This is a genomic window from Dyella flava, from assembly GCF_016904955.1.
In the GTDB taxonomy this organism is placed as follows: domain Bacteria; phylum Pseudomonadota; class Gammaproteobacteria; order Xanthomonadales; family Rhodanobacteraceae; genus Dyella_B; species Dyella_B flava.
Genome location: NZ_JADIKE010000039.1, coordinates 165,706 through 190,395, shown reverse-complemented (window position 1 = coordinate 190,395; position 24,690 = coordinate 165,706). Strand labels below are relative to the sequence as shown.

20 protein-coding genes are annotated in these 24,690 nt (G+C 60.7%); 4 read left to right on the top strand and 16 right to left on the bottom strand.

The genetic code is table 11. The annotated features are described in order from the left end of the window. Positions 1 to 70: 70 nt before the first annotated feature. The 12 genes from ISP19_RS19300 to miaA form a co-directional block, all read right to left on the bottom strand. Positions 71 to 826 carry a hypothetical protein gene (locus ISP19_RS19300; RefSeq protein WP_204684041.1) on the bottom strand — a complete coding sequence of 252 codons (756 nt, stop codon included), beginning with the start codon at positions 824 to 826 and terminating at the stop codon, positions 71 to 73. A gap of 350 nt (positions 827 to 1,176) precedes the next feature. Continuing rightward, a complete protein-coding gene (locus ISP19_RS19295; RefSeq protein ID WP_204684040.1) occupies positions 1,177 to 2,640 on the bottom strand; it encodes a GGDEF domain-containing protein in 1,464 nt (487 codons plus the stop codon). Between the two features lie 428 nt (positions 2,641 to 3,068). Then, positions 3,069 to 3,305, bottom strand: a complete 237-nt coding sequence (locus tag ISP19_RS19290; protein WP_204684039.1) for a type I restriction-modification system subunit M N-terminal domain-containing protein — start codon at positions 3,303 to 3,305, stop codon at positions 3,069 to 3,071. Between the two features lie 39 nt (positions 3,306 to 3,344). Continuing rightward, the gene (locus ISP19_RS19285; protein WP_204684038.1) at positions 3,345 to 4,616 is read right to left on the bottom strand and encodes a HipA domain-containing protein; all 1,272 of its coding nucleotides are present in this window, start codon (positions 4,614 to 4,616) and stop codon (positions 3,345 to 3,347) included. After that, a complete protein-coding gene (locus ISP19_RS19280) occupies positions 4,613 to 4,882 on the bottom strand; it encodes a helix-turn-helix domain-containing protein (RefSeq protein WP_239556949.1) in 270 nt (89 codons plus the stop codon). The genes ISP19_RS19285 and ISP19_RS19280 overlap by 4 nt, the downstream gene beginning before the upstream one ends. Positions 4,883 to 5,184: 302 nt before the next feature. Next, the gene (locus tag ISP19_RS19275) at positions 5,185 to 6,477 is read right to left on the bottom strand and encodes an adenylosuccinate synthase (RefSeq protein ID WP_204684037.1); all 1,293 of its coding nucleotides are present in this window, start codon (positions 6,475 to 6,477) and stop codon (positions 5,185 to 5,187) included. 104 nt (positions 6,478 to 6,581) lie between these two features. Then, positions 6,582 to 6,767 carry a DUF2065 domain-containing protein gene (locus ISP19_RS19270; protein ID WP_204684036.1) on the bottom strand — a complete coding sequence of 62 codons (186 nt, stop codon included), beginning with the start codon at positions 6,765 to 6,767 and terminating at the stop codon, positions 6,582 to 6,584. 9 nt (positions 6,768 to 6,776) lie between these two features. Beyond that, positions 6,777 to 7,652: a protease modulator HflC gene (hflC, locus tag ISP19_RS19265; RefSeq protein ID WP_204684035.1), complete on the bottom strand. Its 876-nt coding sequence runs from the start codon at positions 7,650 to 7,652 to the stop codon at positions 6,777 to 6,779. Next, positions 7,649 to 8,755 (bottom strand): FtsH protease activity modulator HflK, encoded by a 1,107-nt coding sequence (gene hflK / locus ISP19_RS19260; RefSeq protein ID WP_204684034.1) that lies wholly within the window; start codon positions 8,753 to 8,755, stop codon positions 7,649 to 7,651. Before hflK ends, hflC begins: the two co-directional genes overlap by 4 nt. A gap of 381 nt (positions 8,756 to 9,136) precedes the next feature. After that, positions 9,137 to 10,447: a ribosome rescue GTPase HflX gene (gene hflX / locus ISP19_RS19255; protein WP_204684390.1), complete on the bottom strand. Its 1,311-nt coding sequence runs from the start codon at positions 10,445 to 10,447 to the stop codon at positions 9,137 to 9,139. A 6-nt stretch (positions 10,448 to 10,453) separates the two neighbouring features. Next, the gene (hfq, locus tag ISP19_RS19250) at positions 10,454 to 10,735 is read right to left on the bottom strand and encodes an RNA chaperone Hfq (protein WP_204684033.1); all 282 of its coding nucleotides are present in this window, start codon (positions 10,733 to 10,735) and stop codon (positions 10,454 to 10,456) included. A gap of 169 nt (positions 10,736 to 10,904) precedes the next feature. Beyond that, on the bottom strand, positions 10,905 to 11,852 hold the full coding sequence (miaA, locus tag ISP19_RS19245; RefSeq protein WP_204684032.1) for a tRNA (adenosine(37)-N6)-dimethylallyltransferase MiaA: 948 nt from the start codon (positions 11,850 to 11,852) through the stop codon (positions 10,905 to 10,907). A gap of 133 nt (positions 11,853 to 11,985) precedes the next feature. On the opposite strand from miaA, the gene ISP19_RS19240 reads away from it, so the two are divergent. The 4 genes from ISP19_RS19240 to kbl all read left to right on the top strand — a co-directional run bounded on the left by ISP19_RS19240 (position 11,986) and on the right by kbl (position 19,132). Then, on the top strand, positions 11,986 to 12,699 hold the full coding sequence (locus tag ISP19_RS19240; RefSeq protein WP_204684031.1) for a hypothetical protein: 714 nt from the start codon (positions 11,986 to 11,988) through the stop codon (positions 12,697 to 12,699). A 146-nt stretch (positions 12,700 to 12,845) separates the two neighbouring features. Further along, on the top strand, positions 12,846 to 13,868 hold the full coding sequence (gene tdh, locus ISP19_RS19235) for an L-threonine 3-dehydrogenase (protein ID WP_204684389.1): 1,023 nt from the start codon (positions 12,846 to 12,848) through the stop codon (positions 13,866 to 13,868). Positions 13,869 to 14,125: 257 nt separating this feature from the next. Further along, positions 14,126 to 17,758, top strand: coding sequence for a DUF748 domain-containing protein (locus ISP19_RS19230; RefSeq protein WP_204684030.1), 3,633 nt, complete (start codon positions 14,126 to 14,128; stop codon positions 17,756 to 17,758). Between the two features lie 177 nt (positions 17,759 to 17,935). Further along, complete coding sequence (gene kbl / locus ISP19_RS19225) at positions 17,936 to 19,132, top strand: glycine C-acetyltransferase (RefSeq protein ID WP_204684029.1); 1,197 nt, start codon at positions 17,936 to 17,938, stop codon at positions 19,130 to 19,132. A gap of 85 nt (positions 19,133 to 19,217) precedes the next feature. Here the strand turns inward: kbl and ISP19_RS19220 are convergent, their stop codons facing one another. From ISP19_RS19220 to ISP19_RS19205, 4 genes are all read right to left on the bottom strand, one after another. Beyond that, entirely contained in the window at positions 19,218 to 20,060 is an 843-nt protein-coding gene (locus ISP19_RS19220) for a pseudouridine synthase (protein ID WP_204684028.1), read from the bottom strand. An 83-nt stretch (positions 20,061 to 20,143) separates the two neighbouring features. Next, positions 20,144 to 21,283 (bottom strand): OmpA family protein, encoded by a 1,140-nt coding sequence (locus ISP19_RS19215; protein ID WP_204684027.1) that lies wholly within the window; start codon positions 21,281 to 21,283, stop codon positions 20,144 to 20,146. A 311-nt stretch (positions 21,284 to 21,594) separates the two neighbouring features. Continuing rightward, the gene (locus ISP19_RS19210; protein WP_204684026.1) at positions 21,595 to 22,737 is read right to left on the bottom strand and encodes an OmpA family protein; all 1,143 of its coding nucleotides are present in this window, start codon (positions 22,735 to 22,737) and stop codon (positions 21,595 to 21,597) included. 320 nt (positions 22,738 to 23,057) lie between these two features. Further along, a complete protein-coding gene (locus tag ISP19_RS19205) occupies positions 23,058 to 24,509 on the bottom strand; it encodes a bifunctional 2-methylcitrate dehydratase/aconitate hydratase (RefSeq protein WP_204684025.1) in 1,452 nt (483 codons plus the stop codon). Positions 24,510 to 24,690 lie beyond the last annotated feature (181 nt).

The window sequence follows — 24,690 nt, the reverse complement described above, 5'->3', positions numbered from 1 at the left end:
TCCGGCGGATACTGGAACGGACTTTGCGTCGCGCACGCTGGCGATGCGCTTTCTTTACCGTAAATGCGGGCTAATTGGTCGGCCCCGAAGACGAAGGAATCTGCTGCAACGACCCCACCGTCACATGCCCCGCCCATCCTTCGAAGACAGTGGCGGCCTTGTTGTCGATCGTGGTCACTACCTGCTGGACCGGCGGACAGGCAGCGGGACCCGTAACCGGGCGGTCGAGCGTTCCCATGCCTTCCATGCAGAACTGGTTGCCGCTGCTGTTCATCCGCGCCAGCCATTTCATGCCTTCGACATAACGCTCCTGCGCACGCACAGCGGCGGTGGCATCGCCATAGGTCGGGCGCATTTTTTCCAGCAACTCGTCAGCAGCACGCCGTTCGGCCTGGTTCGATGCCTTATAGACTTCCTCGTAGGGCGCTTTGAAACGTGACTCCGGACGCTCCGCTGCCAATGCAAACCAGGCCAGCGCCAGCGCGCGGTTTCTCGGTTGATGATCACCGTTCAAAGCCATGACACCCAGTACATACTGCGCGGGCTTGCTGGCCCAGCTCGCCGCCGTGGTGAAGAAACGCACTGATTGCGCGTAATTGTGCTGGCCATAGGTAAGGCCACCAAGGCAATAGTAATAATCGCCAGGCAGGAAACGCTCCTCGCCGATCACGCAATGGGCGGCGGCGAGTTCCGCATCGCTGGGCACATAGTTGCTGGTACTAGAGGACGCAGGAGCCTGGGCATCCGTTGTCGCCGCCCACGATGCAGCAGCGAACGGGATGCCCAGCAACAAGACGCCCACGGTTTTCCGAAATAGCTTGGACATGCAAACACTCCCTGTGATTGACAAACCGGGTGGGGGAAAGGCCGTCATGAAAACGATCGTCGGTGGATATCGATGACACACCACGTACGCTTCACGCGTATGAGACAACCTTTTCCGTTTATTGACGAGTGCCCGACTGCCTATTCGATAGCCACCGGGCTGCGCCCCTGCTCTCCCGGGCAGATGCCGGGGGTGCCGCCCTCTACGCGGACATGCGAGCCTGAGCCTGCAGACTCTGTCATAACACCGGAAAAGATTCGGCACGCCAGTCGCTCGGCTTACCCGCAACGCGCCGTCGCGATATGCGAATTTCCCTTGCGTACCAAGTCGCAGCACGCATCGGCGTCGCGTCAACGCACTTCGTCGGCGACTTCCACGCGATCGCGGCCATTGTTCTTGGCCAGGTAAAGCGCCCGATCCGCTTCTTCGAGCAAAAACACCGGGTCCATGAGGATATCGGGCGTCTGCGTGGAAATACCGATACTTACCGTGATCCGCTCATACGGGCTGCAGCGGTGTGGAATATCCAAACGCTCGATGACACCCGCCATTCGCCTGCCCGCCTCCACAGCCCGCTCGGCAGAAGCGTCCATCAACACGACCACGAATTCTTCGCCACCGTAGCGCGCGACCAGATCACATGCGCGGAGCTGGCTGCTGAGCGCAGCAGCCACGCTGACCAGGCATGCATCCCCGGCGACGTGACCAAGGCTGTCGTTGTACTGCTTGAAAAAATCGATATCGATCATCAACAGCGAGCAACACTGGCCGGTTCGCTGTCCTTCCTGCAAGGCCTCGCGCAGGCGCGTGTCCAGCGTCGCGCGATTGGCAATACCGGTGAGCGGGTCGCGGCCAACCTGCTGCTCCAGGCGCAACGCGCTCAAGTCACCGGCGCGTTGCATGTCCATATGGCGGCTTTGGATGAAGGCCACGCGCAAGCCGTAGAACAACACGGAAGCGCATGCCGTCGACAGGCCGAGCACAAAGCTGATGCGCGTCATGCTGACCCCAAGCACGACCACCATCATCGACAGGATGATCGGCGCAAACGATGCGATGGTTTGCGACACCACCAGCGAGGGACGGTAGGCGCGCAACCAGCGGGGCGGCTGCCGTGTGGCCACCAGCGCCAGCAGCGCGTGGGGAATATCGATCAGCGAGCCGGCCCACCAGGGCAAGCCATGCAGTTCGACCCGGTTGTAGACCGTCGCGACGATCGCATTGACCAGCAAATAACTGCTGGCGGCGTAATAGAAGAAACGCCAACGAAAACTGCGCGCGCCCAGCAAGCGCAGGATGGCCATGATTGCCAGTGAAAAATCGATGGCGTCAGCTTGATAGAGGACTATGTAGATGCTGGAAGGGTCCTTGGCCAGCGGACCACTCAGCATCTGCGTAAAGAACTCATACAGCAGCCCCGCCACCACGCACGACATCCCCAGATCCAGCACCGCTACGGCACGGGGTTCGTTCCGCACAAACGAGCGTGACACCATGAATATGCACGGGATCACATACAAGCTGGAGAAAACCGTGGCGAGCGCGGACAAATAACCGCCCTTGTCACCCAGTACCGTGGTAAGCAGGTTGGTACTGCCCCACAGCACCTGCATCAAGACGGCCAGTGCCAGCAGCAGCCACGGCAACCGGATCAGCGTCGGGCTGCGCTTGTAGCGCATGAAAACCGCCCATAGCGCCGTCCCCTGCACCGCCAACATGGTCAGTTGCGGCCACACATCTTCCGCATGGCCGCTCCGATTCGCCAGAACCAGATGGGCTACCAGCAACGAGAGCAGCAACCAGACTACGCGCAAACCAACCTCTCCCTAAGCGTTCAAACAGCGGCGACGACGCGGCGTCTATGGACAAAATGGGTCACATTCGGAGCATACCCCGGCCCCAACAAAGCCCTGCCATGGCGTGGCTACGCAACGGCAAGTGTTACCACACACACTCCAAGCAAATTATGGGCCTTACCTCGGGCCTACCAGCCCGGCGCGGGGAAAACTTCGATACTCGCGGGCATGCGGCTGCATACCTGTGATGTTTTAGGGAAGGCTAAGTCCAAGAAGACATATCAGGCCCAGTCACCAGCCACCGCGTTGGCAGTTGCGCACCGCATTGAATCAGGGAGATTCATGTCGTCGACGCAAGCGTTGGAAAACCCCGGGCCATCCTGGCGCAGGCCGATGCAAAACTGGTCAAGCTACGGAGCATCGAGCCCTACCTGATCGATCTGTCGTTACGCGAAAACCCGCCCGGCTCCAACATCGGCCAGACCCTGCGTGACAAGCCGCACCTCTTGCCCAAGCTGCGTGAGTTCGGCTTTCTTGTCTTCCAGCGTTTGCAGATCGTCCAGGCGCTTGATGAAAAGCAGGTAGGTGATCTGCTCGACCACTTCCAGCGGATTGGAAATGCCACCCGCCCAGAAGGCGCCCCAAATGCGGACGATCTGACTTTTGATGGCGCCGGTGATCATGTTTAATGTATCAATGTACTTTTATGATATCGAGCTTGTTTAGCTAAGCTGCTGTGCCATGTCTTTGATGGCTCCGTGCACAATTTGCCGGAGCAGCATCGCCTCACCAGCCAATAAGCCCAATGCTTGATCGCTTTCACACCGCTCCAGCCATGCTTTGGCGTGTTGAGCAAATCTGGCAAGCATTTCATTGAGCAGGCGTTGGCTAACTGCCGCAGGGAGGCCAAGCACCCTACCGAAATCGTGAATGTCCGCAGGACGAACTTCTCCAAAACGTCGTGCTTGCCCAATGGGCGTAATCAATTCTGCGTCCCGCCATTTTGCCTCGCGATAAATGCTGGTACTGAGCAGGTCATAGTGCGGTGCCAGTTCGATGCCTTGCGCACTCGGAAAGAAGCTCAAGTTTTTCAGATGCGCGTCGCCATTGCCAACCAGCAAGTTGAACACGCTCCAGCGAAAAATAGCTTGGCGTGTCGCCGCCCTGCTACGGCAACGCTCGGCCAGTTCGCGCAGGTTTTCGGCAGTGGCCTGCTGATATTTAAAAATGTGATCAATCGAAAGTAGCTGGCAAGCATCCAGCACGTGGCGACGACGCACATCCGGTGATTCGCCCTCACGATCAAAACGTTGGACCAGGTAGATCGGCTCGGGGACGCGCCGCAAGCTTACGCTGGGAACGTTGAGCCCAACCCTGTGCGCCAAACACATGACAAACCATTCATTGACGGCGCTATGCGGATAGTCGTCTGGCCTGGGGTGGTTGGGCTTGAGGATATGCGTGGAAGCAACGCGGCCAACCGGCTCGAACAATTGGCCGCCTGCCAGCACTACCGCCAATTTGTGTTGCGCGCCAGCCATCGACATGCGCTTGGGTGCGTCATGCGAGAGCGGCAGCCGCGGCAAATTTTGGATGCGCTTAGATAAGGCCTCGTCGCTGAGCGCCTGCAGATCACCGTCTGGCAAGGTGACCCCTGGAGCAAGCAAGGTCAGTGCGCCGGCCGATTCCGGTCCATATCTCTGCAACAGGCCGAAGGCATCGGCTGCATCCACACCCACATCGTGCGCCAGCAACGCGCGCTCGCCCTCTTCGGGAAGCAGGTTGTCGAAAAACCACTGCACGGGGCGTTGCGTGGCGCCGTCCATCATTTCTTCGCGCTGCAGCGGCAGGCTCGGCGAGAGTGCAAAAGCATCTGCCGTATCCAGCCACTCTGCGTCGTAGGCAAAGGTCCAGAGATTGCCCCTTTCACGCAGCTCGCCGACGCGTTGCTGGTCCACCCAGACCACCAAGGTCCGCTCGGCGGGAACATTCATGTTCTGGCCCTGGGGTTGGTGGTAGTGCTAGTGGTGGTGATTCCGGAGGCGTCAGGTACATCCAGAATCACACCGATGCCCAGCTCTTCCAGCAAGTGCAATACGCGCCCCAGTTGCACCGTGCCCTTGCCTGATTCAACGTCCCGCAGGAAAACGTGGCTGGAGTCGACCATGGCGGCCAGATCGTCCTGGCGTACCCGCTGGTGCTTCCGCACCGCCTTGATCGCGTGGCCGATATCGGCCGGATTGGCTACTCGGATTTGCATGAGGCCCCCAGAAATCTAAGCTGTGCCTTAGATTATTGGTATTTATTGAGGATTTGCAAGGAAAACGAAACTACAGTTTCGATTTCTGGATCTTCGGACCCTGGCACCGTAAAATCGAAACCGTAGTTTCGATTTTACGGTGCCAATACCCCCATTCGGGAAGCTGGTGCGCGTGACCTTTGGTTAAAACTTGACCAGGCGTACATCAAAGGCGCCCCCAAGCCTGCCGATCAGTACGCTATTCAATCAAAAAGGCCATCCAACAGGATGGCCTTTTTGCATATTTCACCGATCCCTTAAGCTCAGGCAAACGGATCATCCAGCACAATCGTGTCGTCACGATCCGCACCGGTGGCCACGATCGCCAGGCGGCAGCCGGAGAGTTCTTCCACCGCACGCAGGTAGGCGCGGGCGGCCGGCGGCAGTTTGTTCCAGTCGCGGATGCCGGCGGTGGATTCCTGCCAGCCGGGGAATTCCAGGTAGACGGGCTTGCACTCGGCCCAGCCGTCGGCGTCGAGCGGGGCCAGCTCACGGCGTTTGCCGCGGTATTCGTAGGCGATGCAGACCTTGATGGTATCCAGGCCATCGAGCACGTCGAGCTTGGTGATGGCCAGGCCGTTGATGCCGTTGATCTGTACCGCACGCTTCAGCGCGACGAGGTCGATCCAGCCGCAGCGGCGCGGCCGGCCGGTGCTGGCGCCGAATTCGTTGCCGACCTTGCGCAGGCGCTCGCCCATTTCATCGTGGAGTTCGGTGGGGAACGGACCGCCGCCGACGCGTGTGGCGTAGGCCTTGCAGATGCCCAGCACGTAGTCGATGTCACCGGCGCCCACGCCGGTGCCGGCCAGTGCGCCGCCTACCGTGGTGTTGCTGGAGGTGACATACGGATAGGTGCCGTGGTCGATGTCGAGCAGCGCACCTTGTGCGCCTTCAAACAGGATGTTGCCGCCTTCCTTGCGCAGGTCGTGCAGGATGGTGGCCACGTCATCAACCATCGGGCGGATGAATTCGCCATAGGCGATCGCATCATCGAGCACCTTCTGGTAATCCACCGGCTCGGCCTTCAGCCACTGCGTCAGGATGAAGTTGTGGTATTCGACCGCGCATTTGATGAGGTCGGGCAGCTCGTGCGGATACATCAGGTCAGCCACGCGCACGCTGCGGCGGGCGACCTTGTCTTCATACGCAGGGCCGATACCGCGGCCGGTGGTGCCGATGGCCTTGCCGCCGGCGGCGACTTCGCGGGCCTTATCCACGGCGATGTGGTACGGCATGATCAGCGGCGTGGCCGGGCTGATTTTCAGGCGTGGACGCACGTTGACGCCTTGCGCTTCCAGCTCTTCGATTTCCTGCTTGAGTGCGGCGGGCGACAGCACCACGCCGTTGCCGATCAGGCACAGCGCGTCATCGCGCAGGATGCCGGAGGGAATCAGGTGCAACACGGTCTTCTTGCCCTTGATGACAAGGGTGTGACCGGCGTTGTGACCGCCTTGGAAGCGCGCGACCGCGCCCACGCGTTCGGTTAACAGGTCGACGATCTTGCCTTTGCCTTCGTCGCCCCACTGTGCGCCAAGAATTACAACTGACTTACCCATGATACTTCTCGCTCTAAGACGTTCCGATCGGCGGAACGGGAAAACTATCGCGCGCTCTGGTTACCGCGCGGTGAAAATGTTGAGGCTGCGTGGATGGCGTAGCCCTAGTGCACCCAATGCAAGGTGATCAGGCCGATGCCGATGGCCAGCGCACCGAACATGCGCAGGGTGCGCGGATCCAGCTTCAGCGCCTCGCGCATCATTGCCTGCCAGCCGTGCGGGGCGGCAAACAACACCAGACCTTCGATCACCAGCACCAGGCATAACGCAGCATAGAAATCGCGTGACATGATGCTGGCTTAATGGCGCGCCGGCGCAGGCGTCGGGTTGCCGAAGTAGCGCAGGAATTCGGAATCGGGCTGGAGAATGATGGTGCCCTTGCCGTCACCAAACGCCTTCTTGTATGCCTCCAGGCTACGGTAGAAGGCGAAGAAATCCGGATCCTGCGCATAGGCCTGCGCGTAGGTCTGCGCAGCCTGCGCATCGCCCTCGCCCTTCACCTTGTCGGCATCGCTTTCGGCGTTGGCGCGAATGATCTGGGCCTGGCGATCGGCATCGGCCTTGATCGCTTCGGCCTGCTGCTTGCCATCCGCGCGAATGGCCGCGGCCTGCTGCTGGCGTTCGGTCTGCATGCGTTTGTAGACGGAGGCCCTGATGTCGTCGGGAAATTCGATGCCGGTGATGCGCACATCCACCACCGAAATGCCCAGTGCCTTCTGCGCCTGCTCGTTCGCCTGCTGCACGGTGCCATCGCTGAGCTCACCCGGGTTACCGGCGATAAGCTGCTGCAAGCTGCGGGTATCGACGATGCCACGCAGGACATTGCTGACGATCGGGTTGAGGCGCTGGCCCGCCTGCAGTTCATCGCCACCCGTGGCGCGGTAGTAGTCGCCCGGATTGGCGATGCGCCACTTTACGTAGTAGTCGACGTTGACGCTTTGCTTGTCGACCGTGGCATAGCGCTCCGGCTGGCCATCAAACGCCAGGATGCGGTCATCGAGCGTCAGTACCTGTTGCAGCAAAGGCACCTTGGCATGCAAACCGGGTTGCTTGTCGGTGCGCAGAATCTTGCCGAACTGCAGCACGAGCGCGCTTTGGCCTTCGTTCACGGTGTAAAAGCTGTTGAAACCCAGCAACAGCGCCAGAACGATGATGATGGCAGCAGTGGTTTTCATGGCTGCTTTCCCTTGTCCGCGTCATCGCCAAAGGTGTTGCCGGGTTGTGCCACGGTGCCCACGCCGGGCAGGTTGGTGGCCGGCGGGTTGTCGGCGCGATCATTGGTGATGTTGATGACGCTGCGGCCATCGGAACCATCGATCACTTTGTTGTTGGCGTGCAGGATGTCTTCCATGGTTTCCAGCCACAGGCGGCGACGCGTGACATCCGGCGCGGCCTTGTATTCCTTCAGGATCAGGTTGAAACGCTCGACATCGCCCTGGGCGCGCGCAATCCGCTCGGACTTATAGGCATCCGCTTCGGTAGCCATGCGCTTGGCATCGCCGTTGGCGAGCGGAATTTCCTGACTGGTGTTGGCATGCGCCTGATCGATCAGGCCCTGGCGATCCTGGCGCGCGGCGTTGACGTCGTCAAAGGCGTCTTTCACTTCCTGCGGCGGCGAAATGGACTGGAAGCTGACGTCGGTAACGTGCAAGCCGCAGTCGTAGGCGTCCAGCGTGTGCTGCAACTGATCACGCACCTGCTGCTGCAAGGAGCTCAAGGCCGTTGCAGGCGTGTTGCCGTCGCCCTGGCTGGTGAGAATGTCATCCATCGGCTGGGCGCCGATCACCGCGCTCACTGCCGCCTGCGCGGCTTCATTCAGCGTGCCGTCCGGATCGCGGGTGTTGAACAGGTATTTCTGCGGATCGGCGACCTGGTATTGCACGTTGAAATCCACCGAGACGATGTCTTCGTCACGGGTCAGCATGCGGATCTGGTCGGACATGACCCGCACGCGCGACGTGGCCACCGGCTGCACTGATTCGATCGGCAACGGAAGCTTGAGATGGAACCCAGGGCCGACCGTGCGTGCATAGGCGCCGAAACGCTGCACCACGCCTACCTGGCCGGGGCCGATCACGGCATAGCTGGTCATCAGCAGCCAGGCGAGGATGAAGACGCCGATGATGGTGAACAGACCGCCGGGCCCACCCAGCTTGCCGAGCCGCCTGGACAGATCCTTGAGCGTGGTCTCAATGCCCGTTTTGCCACCGGCACTGCGCTTGTTCTTGTTCCATGGATCGCGATCGCGTTGCCCGTTTCCGGGTTCGTTCCAGGCCATGGTCAGTCTCCTTGGGGCCGCTGGGAGGCCGGCAGCAACGGCCGGAAAACGCTCTGTGCAGGATGGGACATGGTGACGGGTAAAGGGACGTGCAAGCGCCGGAAAGGTGCCGCGCACAAACGATCGCATTCTAGCAGAGACGGACGGCAAGAGCCGTAGCGATGCCTAAGGTTAGCTCCCTCTCCCCAGCGGGAAGAGGGCTGGGGTGAGGAGGCAATCTTGCGCTGCAGGCGCGTTCGAAGCGGCTTCGATGCAAGGTTGTCGCGAGGCTGGCCCCTCACCTCGGTCCTCTCTCCCACAGGGACTAGCTTTGCGTCGCCCGGAGGGGAGAGGAAGAAAAGCGGCGCTGGCCTTCCCCCGTACACGGTAAGGAAAAGCAGGCTAGAAGGTCGGATCAGGCGAGCCCAGCAACCCACGCAGCAAAGCGATATCCGCGCCCTGCCCGCCAGTCAGCGGCGCCAGCACGCTGCGCGGGGCATCAATACGCAGACGCCAGCCTTCTTCATCGACGGCTTCTTCAGCAATCGCACCAGCAGCGCGGAGCCTGGCGTGAAGGCGGCCTGCGGATAGCGGCAGGCGCAGTTCGGATTGCACGCGTTCGCCGCCAAGCAGTTCGCCCAGTGCCTGGCGCAACAGCTCAAGCCCTTGGCCGGTATAGGCGGACAACCACACCTGCTGCGGCATGCCTTCTGCATTGCGCACGATGCGTGGCTCGCCGCCGGTCAGGTCGATCTTGTTCATCACGTGCAGTTGGGGCACGTCCCCCGCGTCGATTTCTTCCAGTACCTGGTCGACCACCTGATGTAGCCGCTCACGTTCTTCGTCGGCGGCATCGCTGACGTGCAGCAACAAATCCGCATCACGGGCCTCGGCCAGGGTGCCACGGAAGGCCGCGACCAGGTCATGTGGAAGTTCGCGAATGAAGCCGACCGTGTCGGCCAGTACAGCCGGACCGCAGCTCAGATCGTCAAGCTTGCGCACGGTGGGATCGAGCGTGGCGAACAGCTGATCGGCTGCGTAGACCTCGCCTTGCGTGAGCGTATTGAACAAGGTGGATTTGCCGGCGTTGGTGTAGCCCACCAAGGCCACGCGCGGGACGGTGTTGCGCAGGCGGGCGCGGCGTTGCTGGTTGCGCTGGGTCTGCACTTTTTCCAGCCGCTTGCTGAGCATCTTCACGCGCTCGGCCAGCAGCCGGCGGTCGGTTTCCAACTGGGTTTCGCCAGGGCCGCGGTTACCGATGGCACCGCCGCGCTGGGTGTCCAGGTGGGTCCAGCCACGTACCAGGCGGGTGGCCAGGTGTTTGAGCTGGGCCAGTTCCACTTCCATCTTGCCTTCGTGCGAACGGGCACGTTGGGCAAAGATGTCCAGGATCAGTCCGGCGCGATCGACCACGCGAGTGCTGAGCGCCTTTTCAAGATTGCGCTCCTGCACAGGTGTAAGCAGGTGATCGACCAGCACCAGATCCGCGCCGAGCGCGCGTACGGCTTCGGCAACCTCTTCGGCCTTGCCGGTACCGATGTAATAACGGGGATTGGGCGCATCAATGCGCGCAGAAATAGTGGCCAGCACTTCGGCACCAGCCGATTTCACCAGCTCAACGAATTCCTCTGCCCGTTCGGCCGCATCGGTCCCGCCGCGTGAATGCGGCAGGACCAGCACGGCACGTTCGCCTTTCTTTTGTCTATCGAACAGGGTGAATCAACCTTCGCTTTCGGCCGACGCGTGCTCAAGGTGGCCTTCATGGCCGTCATGGCCTTCGTGACCGTTGCCGACACGGACATTGCGGCTGGGCACCACGGTGGAGATGGCATGTTTGTAGACCATCTGGCTCACCTGGTTGCGCAGCAGTACCACGAACTGATCGAAGGATTCGATCGTGCCCTGCAGCTTAATGCCATTAACCAGATAGATGGCGACCGGTACGCGCTCACGGCGCAATGCATTCAGAAACGGATCTTGCAAGGATTGCCCTTTTGACATTTTTGTTCTCCCCCCTTTCTTCCATCGGATGGGCCGAAAAAAAACGGTGCCAACGGCACCTCAGCCCTAGTTGTTCGAATGTTAACCGCTTTTAAATCGTGGTTGAAAGACTTTTGTAAGTTATGACAAATAGATAACAAAACTGCGTCACAAGCTTCACGAGTGTCGCTCAGTCCCGGCCAAGAAACAGGCCGACGGCGTCGGCAGCACGTTCCAGCAACCCCGTTATTTCGGGATCGAGCATGCGCGCATCCAGCTCGCTGCGCAGCCAGGTGATCTGCCGTTTGGCCAGTTGGCGGGTGGCAAAGACGCCCTTGTCGCGCAGCCCGGCTGCGTCGTAGAGACCATCCAGGTGCTCCCACGCCTGGCGGTAGCCGACCGCGCGGATGGCCGGCAGATCCGGCTGCAGATCGCCGCGCTGACGCAAGGTGCGCACCTCATCAAGCAGGCCGTGCTCCAGCATGGCCTCAAAGCGCTGCGCGATACGGGCGTGCAGCGGAGCCCGATCCTCGGGCAATAAGGCGAGTTTGAGTACCCGCCAGGGGAAAGGCTGCCCACGCCCGCCTTGCTGCTGAGCACTGAGTGGCTGCCCGGTGAGCGCGATGACTTCCAGGGCCCGCTGGATGCGCTGGGCATCGTTGGGCTTGATGCGTCCGGCTGCAGGCGGATCGAGCTCGGCCAGCCGCCGGTGCATGCCATCCCAGCCAACAACGGCAGCCTCTTCGGTGAGCCGCACCCTGATCCCGGCGTCGGCTTCCGGCAAGCTCGACAGACCCCGCTGCAAGGCCCGGAAATACAAGCCGGTGCCGCCAACCAGCAACGGCACTTTGCCCGAGCCATGTATGCGTCGCATGGCCGCTTGCGCATCCACGCTGAAGTCGGCGGCCGAGTAAGGTTCGGCCGGATCACGGATGTCGATCAGCTCATGTGGATAGCGCGCCAGCGTGGTGGCATCCGGCTTGGCGGTGCCGATGTCCAGCCCGCGATAGACCAGCGCGGAATCCACGCTGATCAAGCCGAGCGGAAAACGCTCGCTGAGCGCGCAGGCCAGCGCGGTCTTGCCCGACGCGGTCGGGCCCATCAGGAATATCGCAAGTGGGCGGCGATCGGCTGGCATCAAACCATTTTATGCGATGTGCGCAACTTCCTTGCCGCTGGCCTGTCGACCATCGACGTGCACTGGATGGCTATCGGTGCGTTGAACTCTCCAAGTTCCGGTTTATTGCTGAGACAAAAGACCCATGCATCCAATGAAACTCCCCCGCTCGTCATTCCTGTTGCTAGCCGCGGGTGTGCTGCTTGCCAGCCAGGCTATCGCGCAGAACCAGCCGCCCAACCCGGATTTCACCGGCATCTGGCAACTCAACGACAAGGCGAGCGACAGCGCGGAGGACATCACCCGCCGCCTGCATGCGGAGAAGCGCCGCGAAGAAGCGCCCTCCTCCAGACCAGCGAGCGCAAGTTCGAGCGGTAGCCCGGCATCGTCCTCCAACTCTTCCGGCGGCCGCGGCGGCGGTCATGGTATGGGTGGTGGTGGCATGGGCGGCGGCGGTATGGGTGGTGGTGGCCGGCATGGCGGCGGCGGTCATGACTCCCAGGACTTGCTCAGTAGCAAGACCGCACCGAAGAAAGATCCCACGCCCCCTCTATTCAGCGACGACGCCTTGCTCAACGTGCAGCAGACGGAAAAGGGCGTACAGGTGGACTACAACAACACCGATCGCCTTGATACCAAGTTCGACGGCGTCACCCGCCAGTCGCTCAGTGGCAGTGCCCAGGTGCAGACACAGCTCTCGCCAGACGGCATGCACGTGTCGATGCAATTCGAAGATGGCACCCGCCTTGACCAGACCTGGGTGCGTTCGCCTGACGGCCATCACCTGACCGTGACGGAAACCTGGACCACCACGGAGGTGGAGATGCCGATTGTGTTCAAGCGCAGTTACGACCGCTTGGATCTTTGACAACCTCGCGGCCTGTAGGCCGCAGGCAGGCTTAGCGCTGCGGCGGTGATGCCGCAGCGCGTCAAGGCATGCTGCATGGCGGATCTATAATTAGCGGGTTGTGCTCATTCCCCCGCCCGCTTTGGATGTGCCCCATGCCGCAAACGATGAAAGCCCTGGTCAAGCGCCACGCCGAGAAAGGCCTCTGGATGGAAGAGGTGCCGGTACCAGAAGTCGGCCCGAACGAAGTACTGATCAAACTCGAAAAGACCGCCATCTGCGGTACCGACCTGCATATCTACAAATGGGACGAATGGTCCCAGCGCACCATCAAGCCCGGCCTCACCATCGGCCACGAATTCGTCGGCCGCATCGTGGAGATCGGCCCCGGCGTCACCGGCTACAAGATCGGTGATCGCGTTTCCGCCGAAGGCCATATCGTATGCGGCCATTGCCGCAACTGCCGTGCAGGCCGCCAGCATCTGTGCCCGAACACCATCGGCATCGGTGTGAACCGCAACGGCGCGTTTGCCGAATACATGACCATGCCGGCCTCCAACCTGTGGCCGATTCCGGACCAGATCCCGTCCGAACTCGCCGCCTTCTTCGATCCTTACGGCAATGCTGCGCACTGCGCGCTGGAGTTCGACCTGGTCGGCGAAGATGTGCTGATTACCGGCGCAGGCCCGATCGGCATCATCGCCGCCGGCATCGCCAAGCACGTCGGCGCGCGCAACGTAGTGGTGACCGACGTCAATGACTACCGCCTCAAGCTTGCCGCTGACATGGGCGCCACGCGCGTGGTCAACGTGGCGAACCAGTCACTGAAAGACGTGATGAAAGACCTGCACATGGAAGGCTTCGACGTCGGCCTGGAGATGAGCGGCAATCCACGCGCCTTCAACGACATGCTCGATGGCATGTACCACGGCGGCAAGATCGCGCTGCTGGGCATTCTGCCCAAGGGCGCCGGCATCGACTGGGACAGGGTGATCTTCAAGGGCCTTACCCTGCAGGGCATCTACGGCCGCCGCATGTTCGAGACCTGGTACAAGATGACCCAGATGGTGCTGACCGGCTTCCCGCTGCAGAAGGTGCTGACCCACCAGATCCACATCGACGATTTCCAGAAGGGCTTCGACCTGATGGATGCCGGTGTATGTGGCAAGGTGGTCTGCTCCTGGTACTGACCCTTTGCTTCCCCACCCCTCAAAGCTGGGCACATGAAGGTGCCCAGCTTTGAAAATCCGGAATATCCATGTGCTTTCCCCACATCCCCCAGCGGGAAGGCAATGAAACGGCAAATTGCCGACTGAGTGCTGCGCAAACTTCTACGCCGCGGGCTACACTTCGTCCCGGGCGTGCCGACATGAGTTTCAGACTTAGGTAAGTGCACGGCTGCTGCCGGGCACGGTCGGTCCGCGATGTTGAAGGGAGCATCGACGGCATGGCAAACCGGAACGCATCACCCAAGGCCCTGGTGGAGGCCGGCCGCGAACGCGCCATAGGCCTTTATCGATCCCGCGGCCTGCGCATCACGGCGCTGGTTATTGTCATCTTCCTGGTGTTACTCGGCCTGTTCGGGTTCTTTATCGCGCCGGGCATCATCAAGAACCAGCTTGAAAAGCAGCTCAGCGAGCAGCTTGATCGTCCGATAACGATCGAGGCGGTCCACGTCGATCCATACACGCTACACGTGGCAGTGGACAAGCTGCATATCGGCGAGCGCGACGGAACTTCACCGTTCATTGACGTCGATAATCTGGTGATCAACGCGTCCTGGGGCTCGCTATTTCGCATGGCGCCAGTGTTGGACGAACTCTCGTTGGTGCATCCGCAGATCCACATTACCCGCACCGGACCGCAGCAGTTCAACTTCACCGATATCGTGCAGCGCTTCGCCAACAAGCCCGCGGAGCCGAATGCATCGCCCACCCGGTTTGCGCTCTCCAACATCAGCGTACACAACGGCGATATCACCTTTGACGACAAGGTGCTCAACGCTGTGCATCACGTCGATCAGTTGGAAATCGGCATTCCGTTCCTGGCCAACCTGCCGCATGACACGGATATCTTCGTGCAACCGCTGCTGGCGATGCAGGTGGATGGCAGTCCGCTGCGTATCCAGGGGCAGACCAAACCGTTTGCAGACAGCCACGAGTCGGTGATCAGCTTCAGCATGGATCACCTTGATCTGGCGAAATATCTCGCTTACGTACCCGAGCCGCTGCCAGCGAATATTCCCAGTGGCCAGCTCTCGGGCAAGCTGGATCTGCACTTCATCGAAACGCAGCCGAACCAGCAACTGCAGCTGCAAGGTCAGCTGCAGGTCGACAACTTTGCGATGACCACGCACGACAACGCGCCGATGCTGGAGCTCGGCCGCGGCACCGCCACGCTGGATGATGTGCAACCACTACTGTCGCGCTATCACTTCGGCACGATCCAGTTGGACCAGGTCAAGCTGCACTACACCAAGCTGCCGGGCGATCACACCAATTTCGATGCCCTGCTCGGCAAGGGCCAGGCGCCTACAAAACCGGGCACGCCGCCAACCGATGCGCAGATCTCCACACTCGCGATAGAAAACGGCACGTTCGACTATGCCGATCGCAGTGGCCCCAAACCCGCGCAGCTGACGCTGGATAGTCTGCGCGGCACGATACGTACTCTTTCCACGGTGTCCACGCAGCCGGGCACGATCGACATCACGTCCGGGCTGGCTGGCGGCAGTGTGCATGCCACCGGCAGTCTGTTCATGAGCGCCGACCGCTACAACGGCGAAGTGAGCATGAATGGCGTAAGCCTTCAGCCGCTGCTCGCGATGGCGCCACCGATGCTCAATGCGCAGATTGCCAGCGGTACGCTTGATGGTGACATGCATTTGCAAGTCGACTGGAGCAAGACGCTTGCACTGACCATGGACAACAGCAAGCTGGCGGCCAACAACTTTGCGCTGGAACAACGCGGCCGCAAACCGGTCGCATGGCAGGCACTGACGGCCGAGATCGATCATCTCGATCTTGGCAGCAGCGTTGCGCAGCTTGGCAATGTAACGCTCCAGGGTTTGAAGATCGACGCACGGCGCCTGAAAAACGGCAACATCGACCTTACTGGCCTGATGAAATCCGCGCCCTCGCATGGCAAGCAGGAAGCCTCATCGTCATGGCACTGGAGCATTACGCATCTGGGCATTGACGGCAGCACATTTGCGTTGACCGACCCCAGCCTGCCGAGCAAGGACGGGCATATCGTGATCAATGCCGACAAGTTCGGCATGGATCAGCTTTCTGACGATATGCACAAGCCGATCAAGCTGGATCTGGCCGGAGGCATTGGTCGCGGCAAATTCAACGTCAACGGCAATGTAAAGCCAGAGCCGCTGGACGCAGATCTGCGTATCCAGGCGACACGGCTGAACGTAGCGCCTTTTGCATCATTGGTGGAGGTGCCGTTGAACGTGCGCCTGGACAGCGCTGTGTTAAGCGCCAACGGCCGCGCCCGTTACCGCGATCGCAAGCCATCGCCCTTGATCAGTTATCAGGGCCGCATGGTGCTTGGCCGGGTAAAGGTGCTGGATAAAGTCACCAACGATGATTTCCTGAGCTGGAATTCGCTGGTGGCCACCGGCATGAAGGTACGCATGGGCCAAGGCGCTCCACAGGTGGATATCGGTGGACTGGCGCTCAATGACTTTTATGCGCGTGTGATCGTCAACGCCAACGGCCGCATCAATGTGCAGGATGTAGTGTCCAATCCCGCGCAAGCGCCGGTGTCGGTCACGCGTGCGGAGAACGGTTCTGCGCCACCGGCGCCGGCCAATACGCCACCACCCGCGCCCGCTACCAGCTCATCCGCCACCCTCGCCTCGGCCAGTACGGCCGCTGCGCCACCGCCGCAGATCCATATCGGCCAGATCACTCTGGCCAATGGCAATCTCAATTACACCGACAACTTCATCAAGCCCAACTACACCGCCAATATCACCCAGCTCGCGGGCAAGATCGGTGCGTTCGGTACCGACACCAGCGATAAACCCGCCGATGTCACCTTGCAAGGCTCGCTCGACAACAACTCGCCGGTCGACATCAACGGCAGCATCAATCCGCTCACGCCGGTCGCCTTCCTGGACATCAAGGCCAATGCCAATGACGTGGAGCTCACACATCTGACGCCCTACTCCGGCAAATACGCCGGTTACCCGATCACCAAAGGGCGCCTGACCATGGACGTGCATTACCAGCTCGACCAGGGCAAGTTGAACGCCGACAACCACATCGTGCTGAACCAGCTCACCTTTGGCGATCGCATGGAAGGTCCAGGCATCAGCCATCTTCCCGTGAAATTGGCGGTGGCCTTGTTGCGGGATTCCAACGGCAACATCGATATCCACGTACCGGTATCCGGATCACTCAACGATCCGCATTTCAGTCTTGGCGGCGTGATCTGGCAGGCTTTTGTCAATTTGATCAAACGCGCCGTCACCGCGCCGTTCCGCTTGCTGGCCTCGGCGATGGGTGGCGGGCAGCAGGATCTTGGCTATGTGGAATTCGCACCGGGTTCCGATGTGCTCGATAAACAGGCCGACGACCGGCTGGCGAAGATCGTCGACATTCTCAACAAGAAACCATCGCTGAAGCTGGATATCACCGGCCGCGTCGATCCCGCCTTCGATGAAAATGGCCTGCGCACCGTGATGGTCGATCAAGCCGTGCAGAAAGAAGAAGCCGACGATATCGGCACCGCCGCCGCCAAGGCTGCGCCCGTCAAACCGGGCACGGACGATTACAACAAGTACCTGGCCAAGGCCTACAAGCACGCTGATTTCAAAAAGCCGCGCGACTTCATCGGCCTGACCAAGTCACAGCCGCCGGATGTGATGACCAAGTTGATGGAAACCAACGTAAACGTGGATCAGGACGCGCTGCGCCATCTGGCTGAACGGCGCGCCGACGCCGTAAGGCAATACATGCACGGCAAGATCGACGATAGCCGCGTATTTGTGCTTGCGCCGAAACTCGATGCCAAGGGCATCGACGACAAAGGCAAGACGACACGGGACGATTTCGGCTTGCATTGACGAAAAGCAGGGATAAGGCCGAGTGACGAAGGCAAAATGCCGGGACGCCAAAGCACAATGCCTTGGCGTACGTTGAGCGAACGGACTTGCGCCCTGGCCACTCATCCCCGGCCCCGCTCTTCAAAGCTCAGCCCGAAAGTCCGACAATTGCAATCTCCTCCAATTGGCAGTCTCCCCATGAGCTATTCCGGCCAGGCGCGTTACGCCCAAGAACTCGAATCCATCCGCGAACAGGGCCTATTCAAGGCCGAGCGCATCATCACCTCGCCCCAGTCGGCCGAGATCGAGCTGGAGGGTGGCCGCAAGGTGCTGAATTTTTGCGCCAACAATTACCTCGGACTGGCCGATCATCCGGAAGTGATCCAGGCCGCCAAGGATGCCTTGGACACCCACGGCTTTGGCATGGCCTCGGTGCGCTTTATCTGCGGCACCCAGGATCTGCACAAGCAGTTGGAAAAGAAGATCGCCCAGTTCTTCGGCACCGAAGACACCATTCTCTACGCCGCGTGCTTCGATGCGAACGGTGGTTTGTATGAGCCCTTGCTCGGCGAGGAAGATGCGATCATTTCCGATGCGCTCAATCATGCTTCGATCATCGACGGCATCCGCCTGTGCAAGGCCAAGCGCTTCCGCTACGCGAACTGCGATATGGCCGACCTGGAAGCGCAGCTGAAAGCCGCGGATGCCGCTGGCGTCCGCACCAAGCTGATCACCAGCGATGGCGCATTCTCGATGGACGGCTTTATTGCCCCGCTGGATCAGATCACCGCGTTGGCGGCCAAGTACAACGCACTGGTGCATATCGACGAATGTCATTGCACCGGCTTCCTTGGGCCGCACGGCCGCGGCTCGGCGGAAGTGCATGGCGTACTGAACAAGATCGATATCTTCACCGGTACGCTGGGCAAGGCGCTTGGCGGTGCACTGGGCGGTTTTACCACCGGCCGCGCGGAAGTGATCGAGATGCTGCGCCAGCGCTCGCGCCCCTACCTGTTCTCCAACTCGCTGCCGCCGCATGTCGTGGCTGCGGCGATCAAGGTATTCGACATGCTGGACTCGGCAGGAGACCTGCGTGAGCGCGTGCAGGAAAACACCAAGTATTTCCGCGACCAGATGACCAAGGCTGGTTTTGATATCAAGCCGGGCGTGCATCCGATCGTGCCGGTGATGGTGTACGACGCCAAGAAGGCCCAGGCAATGGCGACTGCGCTGCTGGAGGAAGGCATTTATGTCACCGGGTTCTTCTATCCGGTGGTGCCGCAGGGCCAGGCGCGCATCCGCACGCAGATGAGCGCGGCGCATACGCGTGAACATCTGGACCGGGCGATTGCGGCGTTTACCAAAGTTGGTCGTGCACTGGGCGTGATCGGCTGATTCAGTCGTAAAACCCATGGCTGTCATTCTCGCTTTTTCGGGAATGACAGCCATGATGGTTACGCCCGATGCGCTTGCCGCAACACTATCTACGCCGTGCTGGGTCACGCGGCCATCGAGCAGATGCTGCAGATCGTGCGGAAGTGCGCTTTGAGCTGATCGTGTTGCGGGATGGCGCGTTTGTGGATGCCTGATCACCCGACACATGACGCAAGCCTGCAACTTCAGCAGCAGTCAGATGGCGCCATTGCCCTTTGGCGAGATCACCCAACACAAGGTCTCCAATGGCTACGCGAATCAGGCGCATGACACCGATGCCGTGCGCTTCCAGCAACCGGCGGATGTGGCGGTTGCGCCCCTCATCGAGCACGATTTCCAGCCAAGCGTTTTTCTCTCCCGTACGCAGCAGGTAAGCGCGCTTTGCCGACAAATGTTCGCCCTTATCGGTGACACCGCCGGTCACCCTCTCCAACACTGTTTGATCCGGAATCGTGTCGACTTGCACGTGATAAGTCTTGTCCACGTGATAACGCGGATCGGTCAGCTGCGCGGCCCATACGCTGTCATTGCTGAGCAGCAACAGCCCTTCGCTGGCCTTGTCGAGCCGCCCCACCGGACCAAGCCAAGGCAAGCCGGAAGTTGCCAGTAATTCGTAGACCGTATCGCGGCCGCGCTCGTCGGCTGCGCTCACCACGATGCCTCGCGGCTTGTTAAGCGCCACATACACGCGCTTCGCCGCGACGACATCCTCACCGTCGAGGCGGATGCGTTGACGCTCGGGATCTGCCGACTGCTCTGGATCACGCACGACCCGGCCGTCCACGCTCACCCTGCCCTCACGCACCGCCTTTTCCGCCTGACTGCGCGAGCAGACGCCCAGCTTGCTGAGTACGCGTGCAAGACCAAAGCGCGGGGCATTGGAAGACATGGACATGGCGTTGAAAGATTAATGGGACGGCAAAAGAAAAGCCCGGCCTGAGCCGGGCTTTTCCATAACGCTTTGCAGTTCGATTACTGCTGAACCTGCAGTTCGGTACGACGGTTGCGAGCTTGACCGGATTTCGTCTTGTTGGAGTCGATCGGATCGTTCTCGCCGTGACCAACCGGGCCTTCCAGACGGCTTGCATCGATGCCGTGCGAGGTCAGGTAGTTGTACACGATCTGAGCGCGACGCTCGGACAGGCCCTGGTTGTAAGCCGGGGTACCGACGCTGTCGGTGTAACCAGCCACCATCACCTTCACCTGCGGATAGCGCTTCAGCGTATCCACCGCCTGATCCAGGATAGCCAGCGAATCGCTGCTCGGCTCGGCCAGGGTCGGCTCGATGTTGGTCTCGCCCTTCTTCGGACGGTCGAACTTGAAGTTCACGCCCTTGAGGTCGATGACAACGTGGACCGGGCAACCGTCCGGACCAACGATCGTGCCTTCCGGCAGATCCGGGCACTTGTTGTCGCACAGGTTCACGCCGTTGCGGAACTGCTTGGAGCAGTCCGGAGCAACCGGAGCCGGAGCGGGCGCCGGAGCGGCGGCCGGAGCCGGAACCGAGCCGATGCGAGCCACCAGGCTGAAGCCCAGGTACCAGTCGCCGTAACCGTTGCGAGCCGGCTGGGTCTTGTCGTCGTAGTCGTAGCGGTACGCAGCTTCAACACGGAAGTCGACGCTGTCGGTGATCGTCTTGGACAGACCCGCGCCAGCCTGCACGGCCGGGTCCCAGCCATCATTGACCGGATTGATGTGGTAGCTGCCCATGATGCCGCCCATCAGGTACGGACGCCAGGAGTTCCAGTCACCGAAGAAGTAGCGGGCCGACACACCGTAGTTGTTGCTCGACCACTTGTTGCCCTGGCCGAACGTGGCGGTATCGGCGTCACGGCTGGTGCGGTCGGCGAACAGTTCCACCGAAACGTTCGGGCTAATGAACTTACCCACGGAAATGCCGTAGAAGATCTGGCGGCTGTGGGTGTTGCGATCGGTGTCGTTGTAATAGCCGCCCAGGGTCGGAGCGACGTACCAGCGATCATCAAAACCATTTGGCCATGCCGGCGCGGAAGTGCTGCTGCCAGCAGCCGCTGCCGTATTGTCCTGCGCGTGAACGGCACCTACGCCGCCCAGGGCAAGAGCAATCAAGAAATAAAGGCCCTTACGTTTCATCAGGTGTCTCCTCGATTATTGGTATTCGCGTCCATTCCACCCCAGACGGAAATCGCGCGGCAGAACTTATGGGTATGCGGGGGACTTATTCGCTACCTTGCTTGTTGTCCCTAACAGCAAGCCCGAGAAGTGTAGCAAAACTGTTAAGGAATCCGTACCGCGGTATGTCGAGATGTATGCTTTCGGTGAAGGTTTGTTCAGCTACATCGTGCGTTTTCGCTACCGTACGACACAATTCGCAACTGTTTGCTGTATGCATATAAGAAAAATCCCGGCATAGCCGGGATTTTTCGTTAACGCCTGTCGTTCGATTACTGTTGAACCTGCAATTCCGTGCGACGGTTGCGAGCACGACCCGCTGCCGTCTTGTTGGTGTCGATCGGATCGTTCTCACCATGACCGATCGGGCCTTCCAGGCGGCTCGCGTCGATACCATGCGCGGTCAGGTAGTCGTACACGATCTTCGCACGACGTTCCGACAGGCCCTGGTTGTACTCCGCAGTACCCACGCTGTCGGTGTAGCCGGCGACCGTCACGTGCACCTGCGGATAGCGCTTCAGTGTATCCACCGCCTGATCCAGGATCGCCATCGAATCGGAAGCCGGCACGGCCAGCGTCGGTTCGATGTTGGTCTCGCCCTTCTTCGGGCGATCGAACTTGAAGTTCACGCCCTTCAGATCGATAACGACCTTTTGCGGGCAACCATCCGGACCCACGATCGTGCCTTCCGGCAGATCCGGGCACTTGTTGTCGCACAGGTTCACGCCGTTGCGGAACTGCTTGGAGCAATCCGGCGCAGCAGGCTGCGGCGGTGGCGCCGGCGCCGCAGCGGCGGGAACCGGACCGATGCGAGCCACCAGGCTGAAGCCCAGGTACCAGTCGCCGTAACCGTTGTGAACCGGCTGGGTCTTGTCGTCCCAGTCGTAGCGGTACGCACCTTCGACACGGAAGTCGACGCTGTCGGTGATCGTCTTGGACAGACCCACGCCAGCCTGCGCAGCCGGCGCCCAGCCATCGTTCAGTGGATTGTTGTGATAGCTACCCATCACGCCGCCCATCAGGTACGGACGCCAGGAGTTCCAATCGCCGAAGAAATAGCGAACCGATATACCGGCGTTGTTGTTCGACCATTTGTTGCCCTGACCGAACACGTCGGTGTCGGCGTCACGCTGGGTGCGATCGGCGAACAATTCGACCGAAACGTTCGGACTAATGAACTTACCCACGGACAGGCCGTAGAAAATCTGGCGGCTATGGGTGTTGCGGTCGGTGTCGTTGAAGTAGCCGCCCACGGTCGGTGCAACGTACCAACGATCATCAAAGCCATTTGGCCACGCCGGCGCACCGGAAGCTGCGGTGCTGCTGGCGGCTGCTGCTGTGTTGTCCTGCGCATGGGCGGCACCTACACCCCCCAGGGCAAGAGCGATCAGAACATACAGGCCCTTACGATTCATCAGGTGTCTCCTCACTTAAATGATTGGGGCATTGATCCGCCAAGAACAAAAACCGCCTTTCTTCATGAGCGCACAAAACGAATGGGTATAACGAATTCCCGTGATGGCCTTGCACCATGCGCGGCGAGTTTAACAAAAACTAAACGAATTGCAAAACGACCGCCATCACCCTCAGGCAACCCCCGAAAGCCTCACGTAAATCAGATACTTAGATTGATCCACCGATAAAAACCGCGCCCACGGCAGTGCGGGGCGCGGCCGCTGAGAAACCACCGCAAAGTACTTTCTCAACCCCTGTTATGGTCTCGTCTCGGGCCAGACTACAGCGTGAAGAGCCCCAGGAATGCCTGGATGGGCATCGCGTCCAACTTGGCCGGATCCGAGGTGGCTTCAAGGATCGCCTTGACGCGATGCGAGGGCAAGTGGCCACGCATGGCCGTTTCGAACTTCTTCAACAGCACCGGAATGCCTTCGGCGCGGCGCTTGCGGTGACCGATCGGGTAATCGATGGACACCTTCTCAGTGCTGCTGCCATCCTTGAAAAACACCTGCACCGAGTTACCGATGTAGCGCTTTTCGGGATCGAAGTAGTCCTTAGTGAACTGCGGATTCTCGGTGACCACCATTTTCTCGCGCAGCGCATCGATGCGCTGATCGGCGGCCACATCATCGTTGTAGTCGTCAGCCGTGAGACGACCGAAGATCAGCGGCACCGCCACCATGTACTGGATGCAGTGGTCGCGGTCGGCGTAGTTGGCCAGCGGACCGGTCTTGTCGATGATGCGGCAGCCGGCTTCCTGCGTCTCGATGACCACCTTCTCGATCTGATCGAGCTTGCCTGCCACCTGGGTGTGCAGCTGCATCGCGCATTCCACCGCGGTCTGCGCATGGAATTCCGCCGGGAAGCTGATCTTGAACAGCACGTTCTCCATCACATAGCTGCCGAACGGGCGCTCGAACTGGAACGCATTGCCCTTGAAGGCGACGTCGTAATAGCCCCAGGTCTTGGCGCTCAGTGCCGAGGGATAACCCACCACGCCGCGGTAGACGGCATTGATGGCGTGGGTGACGGCGCGACGGCAGGCATCACCGGCAGCCCAGCTCTTGCGCGGTCCGGTGTTCGGCGCATGGCGGTAGGTGCGCAAGGCACCGTTGTCGATCCAGCTGTGCGAGACGGCGGTGGTGATCTGTTCCTTGTTGCCACCCAGCATGGCCGTGGCCACGGCGGTGGAAGCCAGGCGAACGAGGATCACGTGGTCCTGGCCGACGCGATTGAAGCTATTGAGCAGCGCATAGCAACCCTGGATTTCGTGCGCCTTGATCGCGTAGCTGAGCACGTCGTGCACGGTCAGCGGCGTGCCGCCTTCGCGCTCCGCCTGACGGCTCAGGTAGTCGGCCACGGCGAGGATGGCGCCGAGGTTGTCCGACGGATGGCCCCATTCGGCAGCCAGCCAGGTGTCGTTGAAATCCAGCCAGCGGATCTGGGTGCCGATCGCAAACGCGGCCTGTACCGGATCCAGCTCATGGCTGGTGCCCGGCACGCGCGCGCCGCCCGGCAGCGTGGCGCCAGGCACCACCGGCCCGAGGTGCTTCACGCACTCCGGAAACTTCATCGCCATCATCGCCGTAGCCAGCGAGTCCAGCAGCATGTAACGCGCGGTGTCATAAGCCTCGGTCGAGTTGATCTTGTAGTCGGCAACGTAGTTGGCGATGTCGACCAGCGGCTGATCGGGGTCGGGACGCTTGGCGGAACGGATATCGTGCGCGCTCATGGCAGGGGTCTCGCGGGGTAGGGAAACGCCCATTGTAGCGGGCGGGGGGCGTTTCTCGAAGGATCGGCGCCGGGGCCTGCTTGACCGCCCTCGCCTACCTTGCCGAAAATCCCTGCGAATCATCCCAAAGGGGAGTAGTTCCGGGTGCGGCCGAGCCGTACCTGCGCGGTGGTCGTCATCA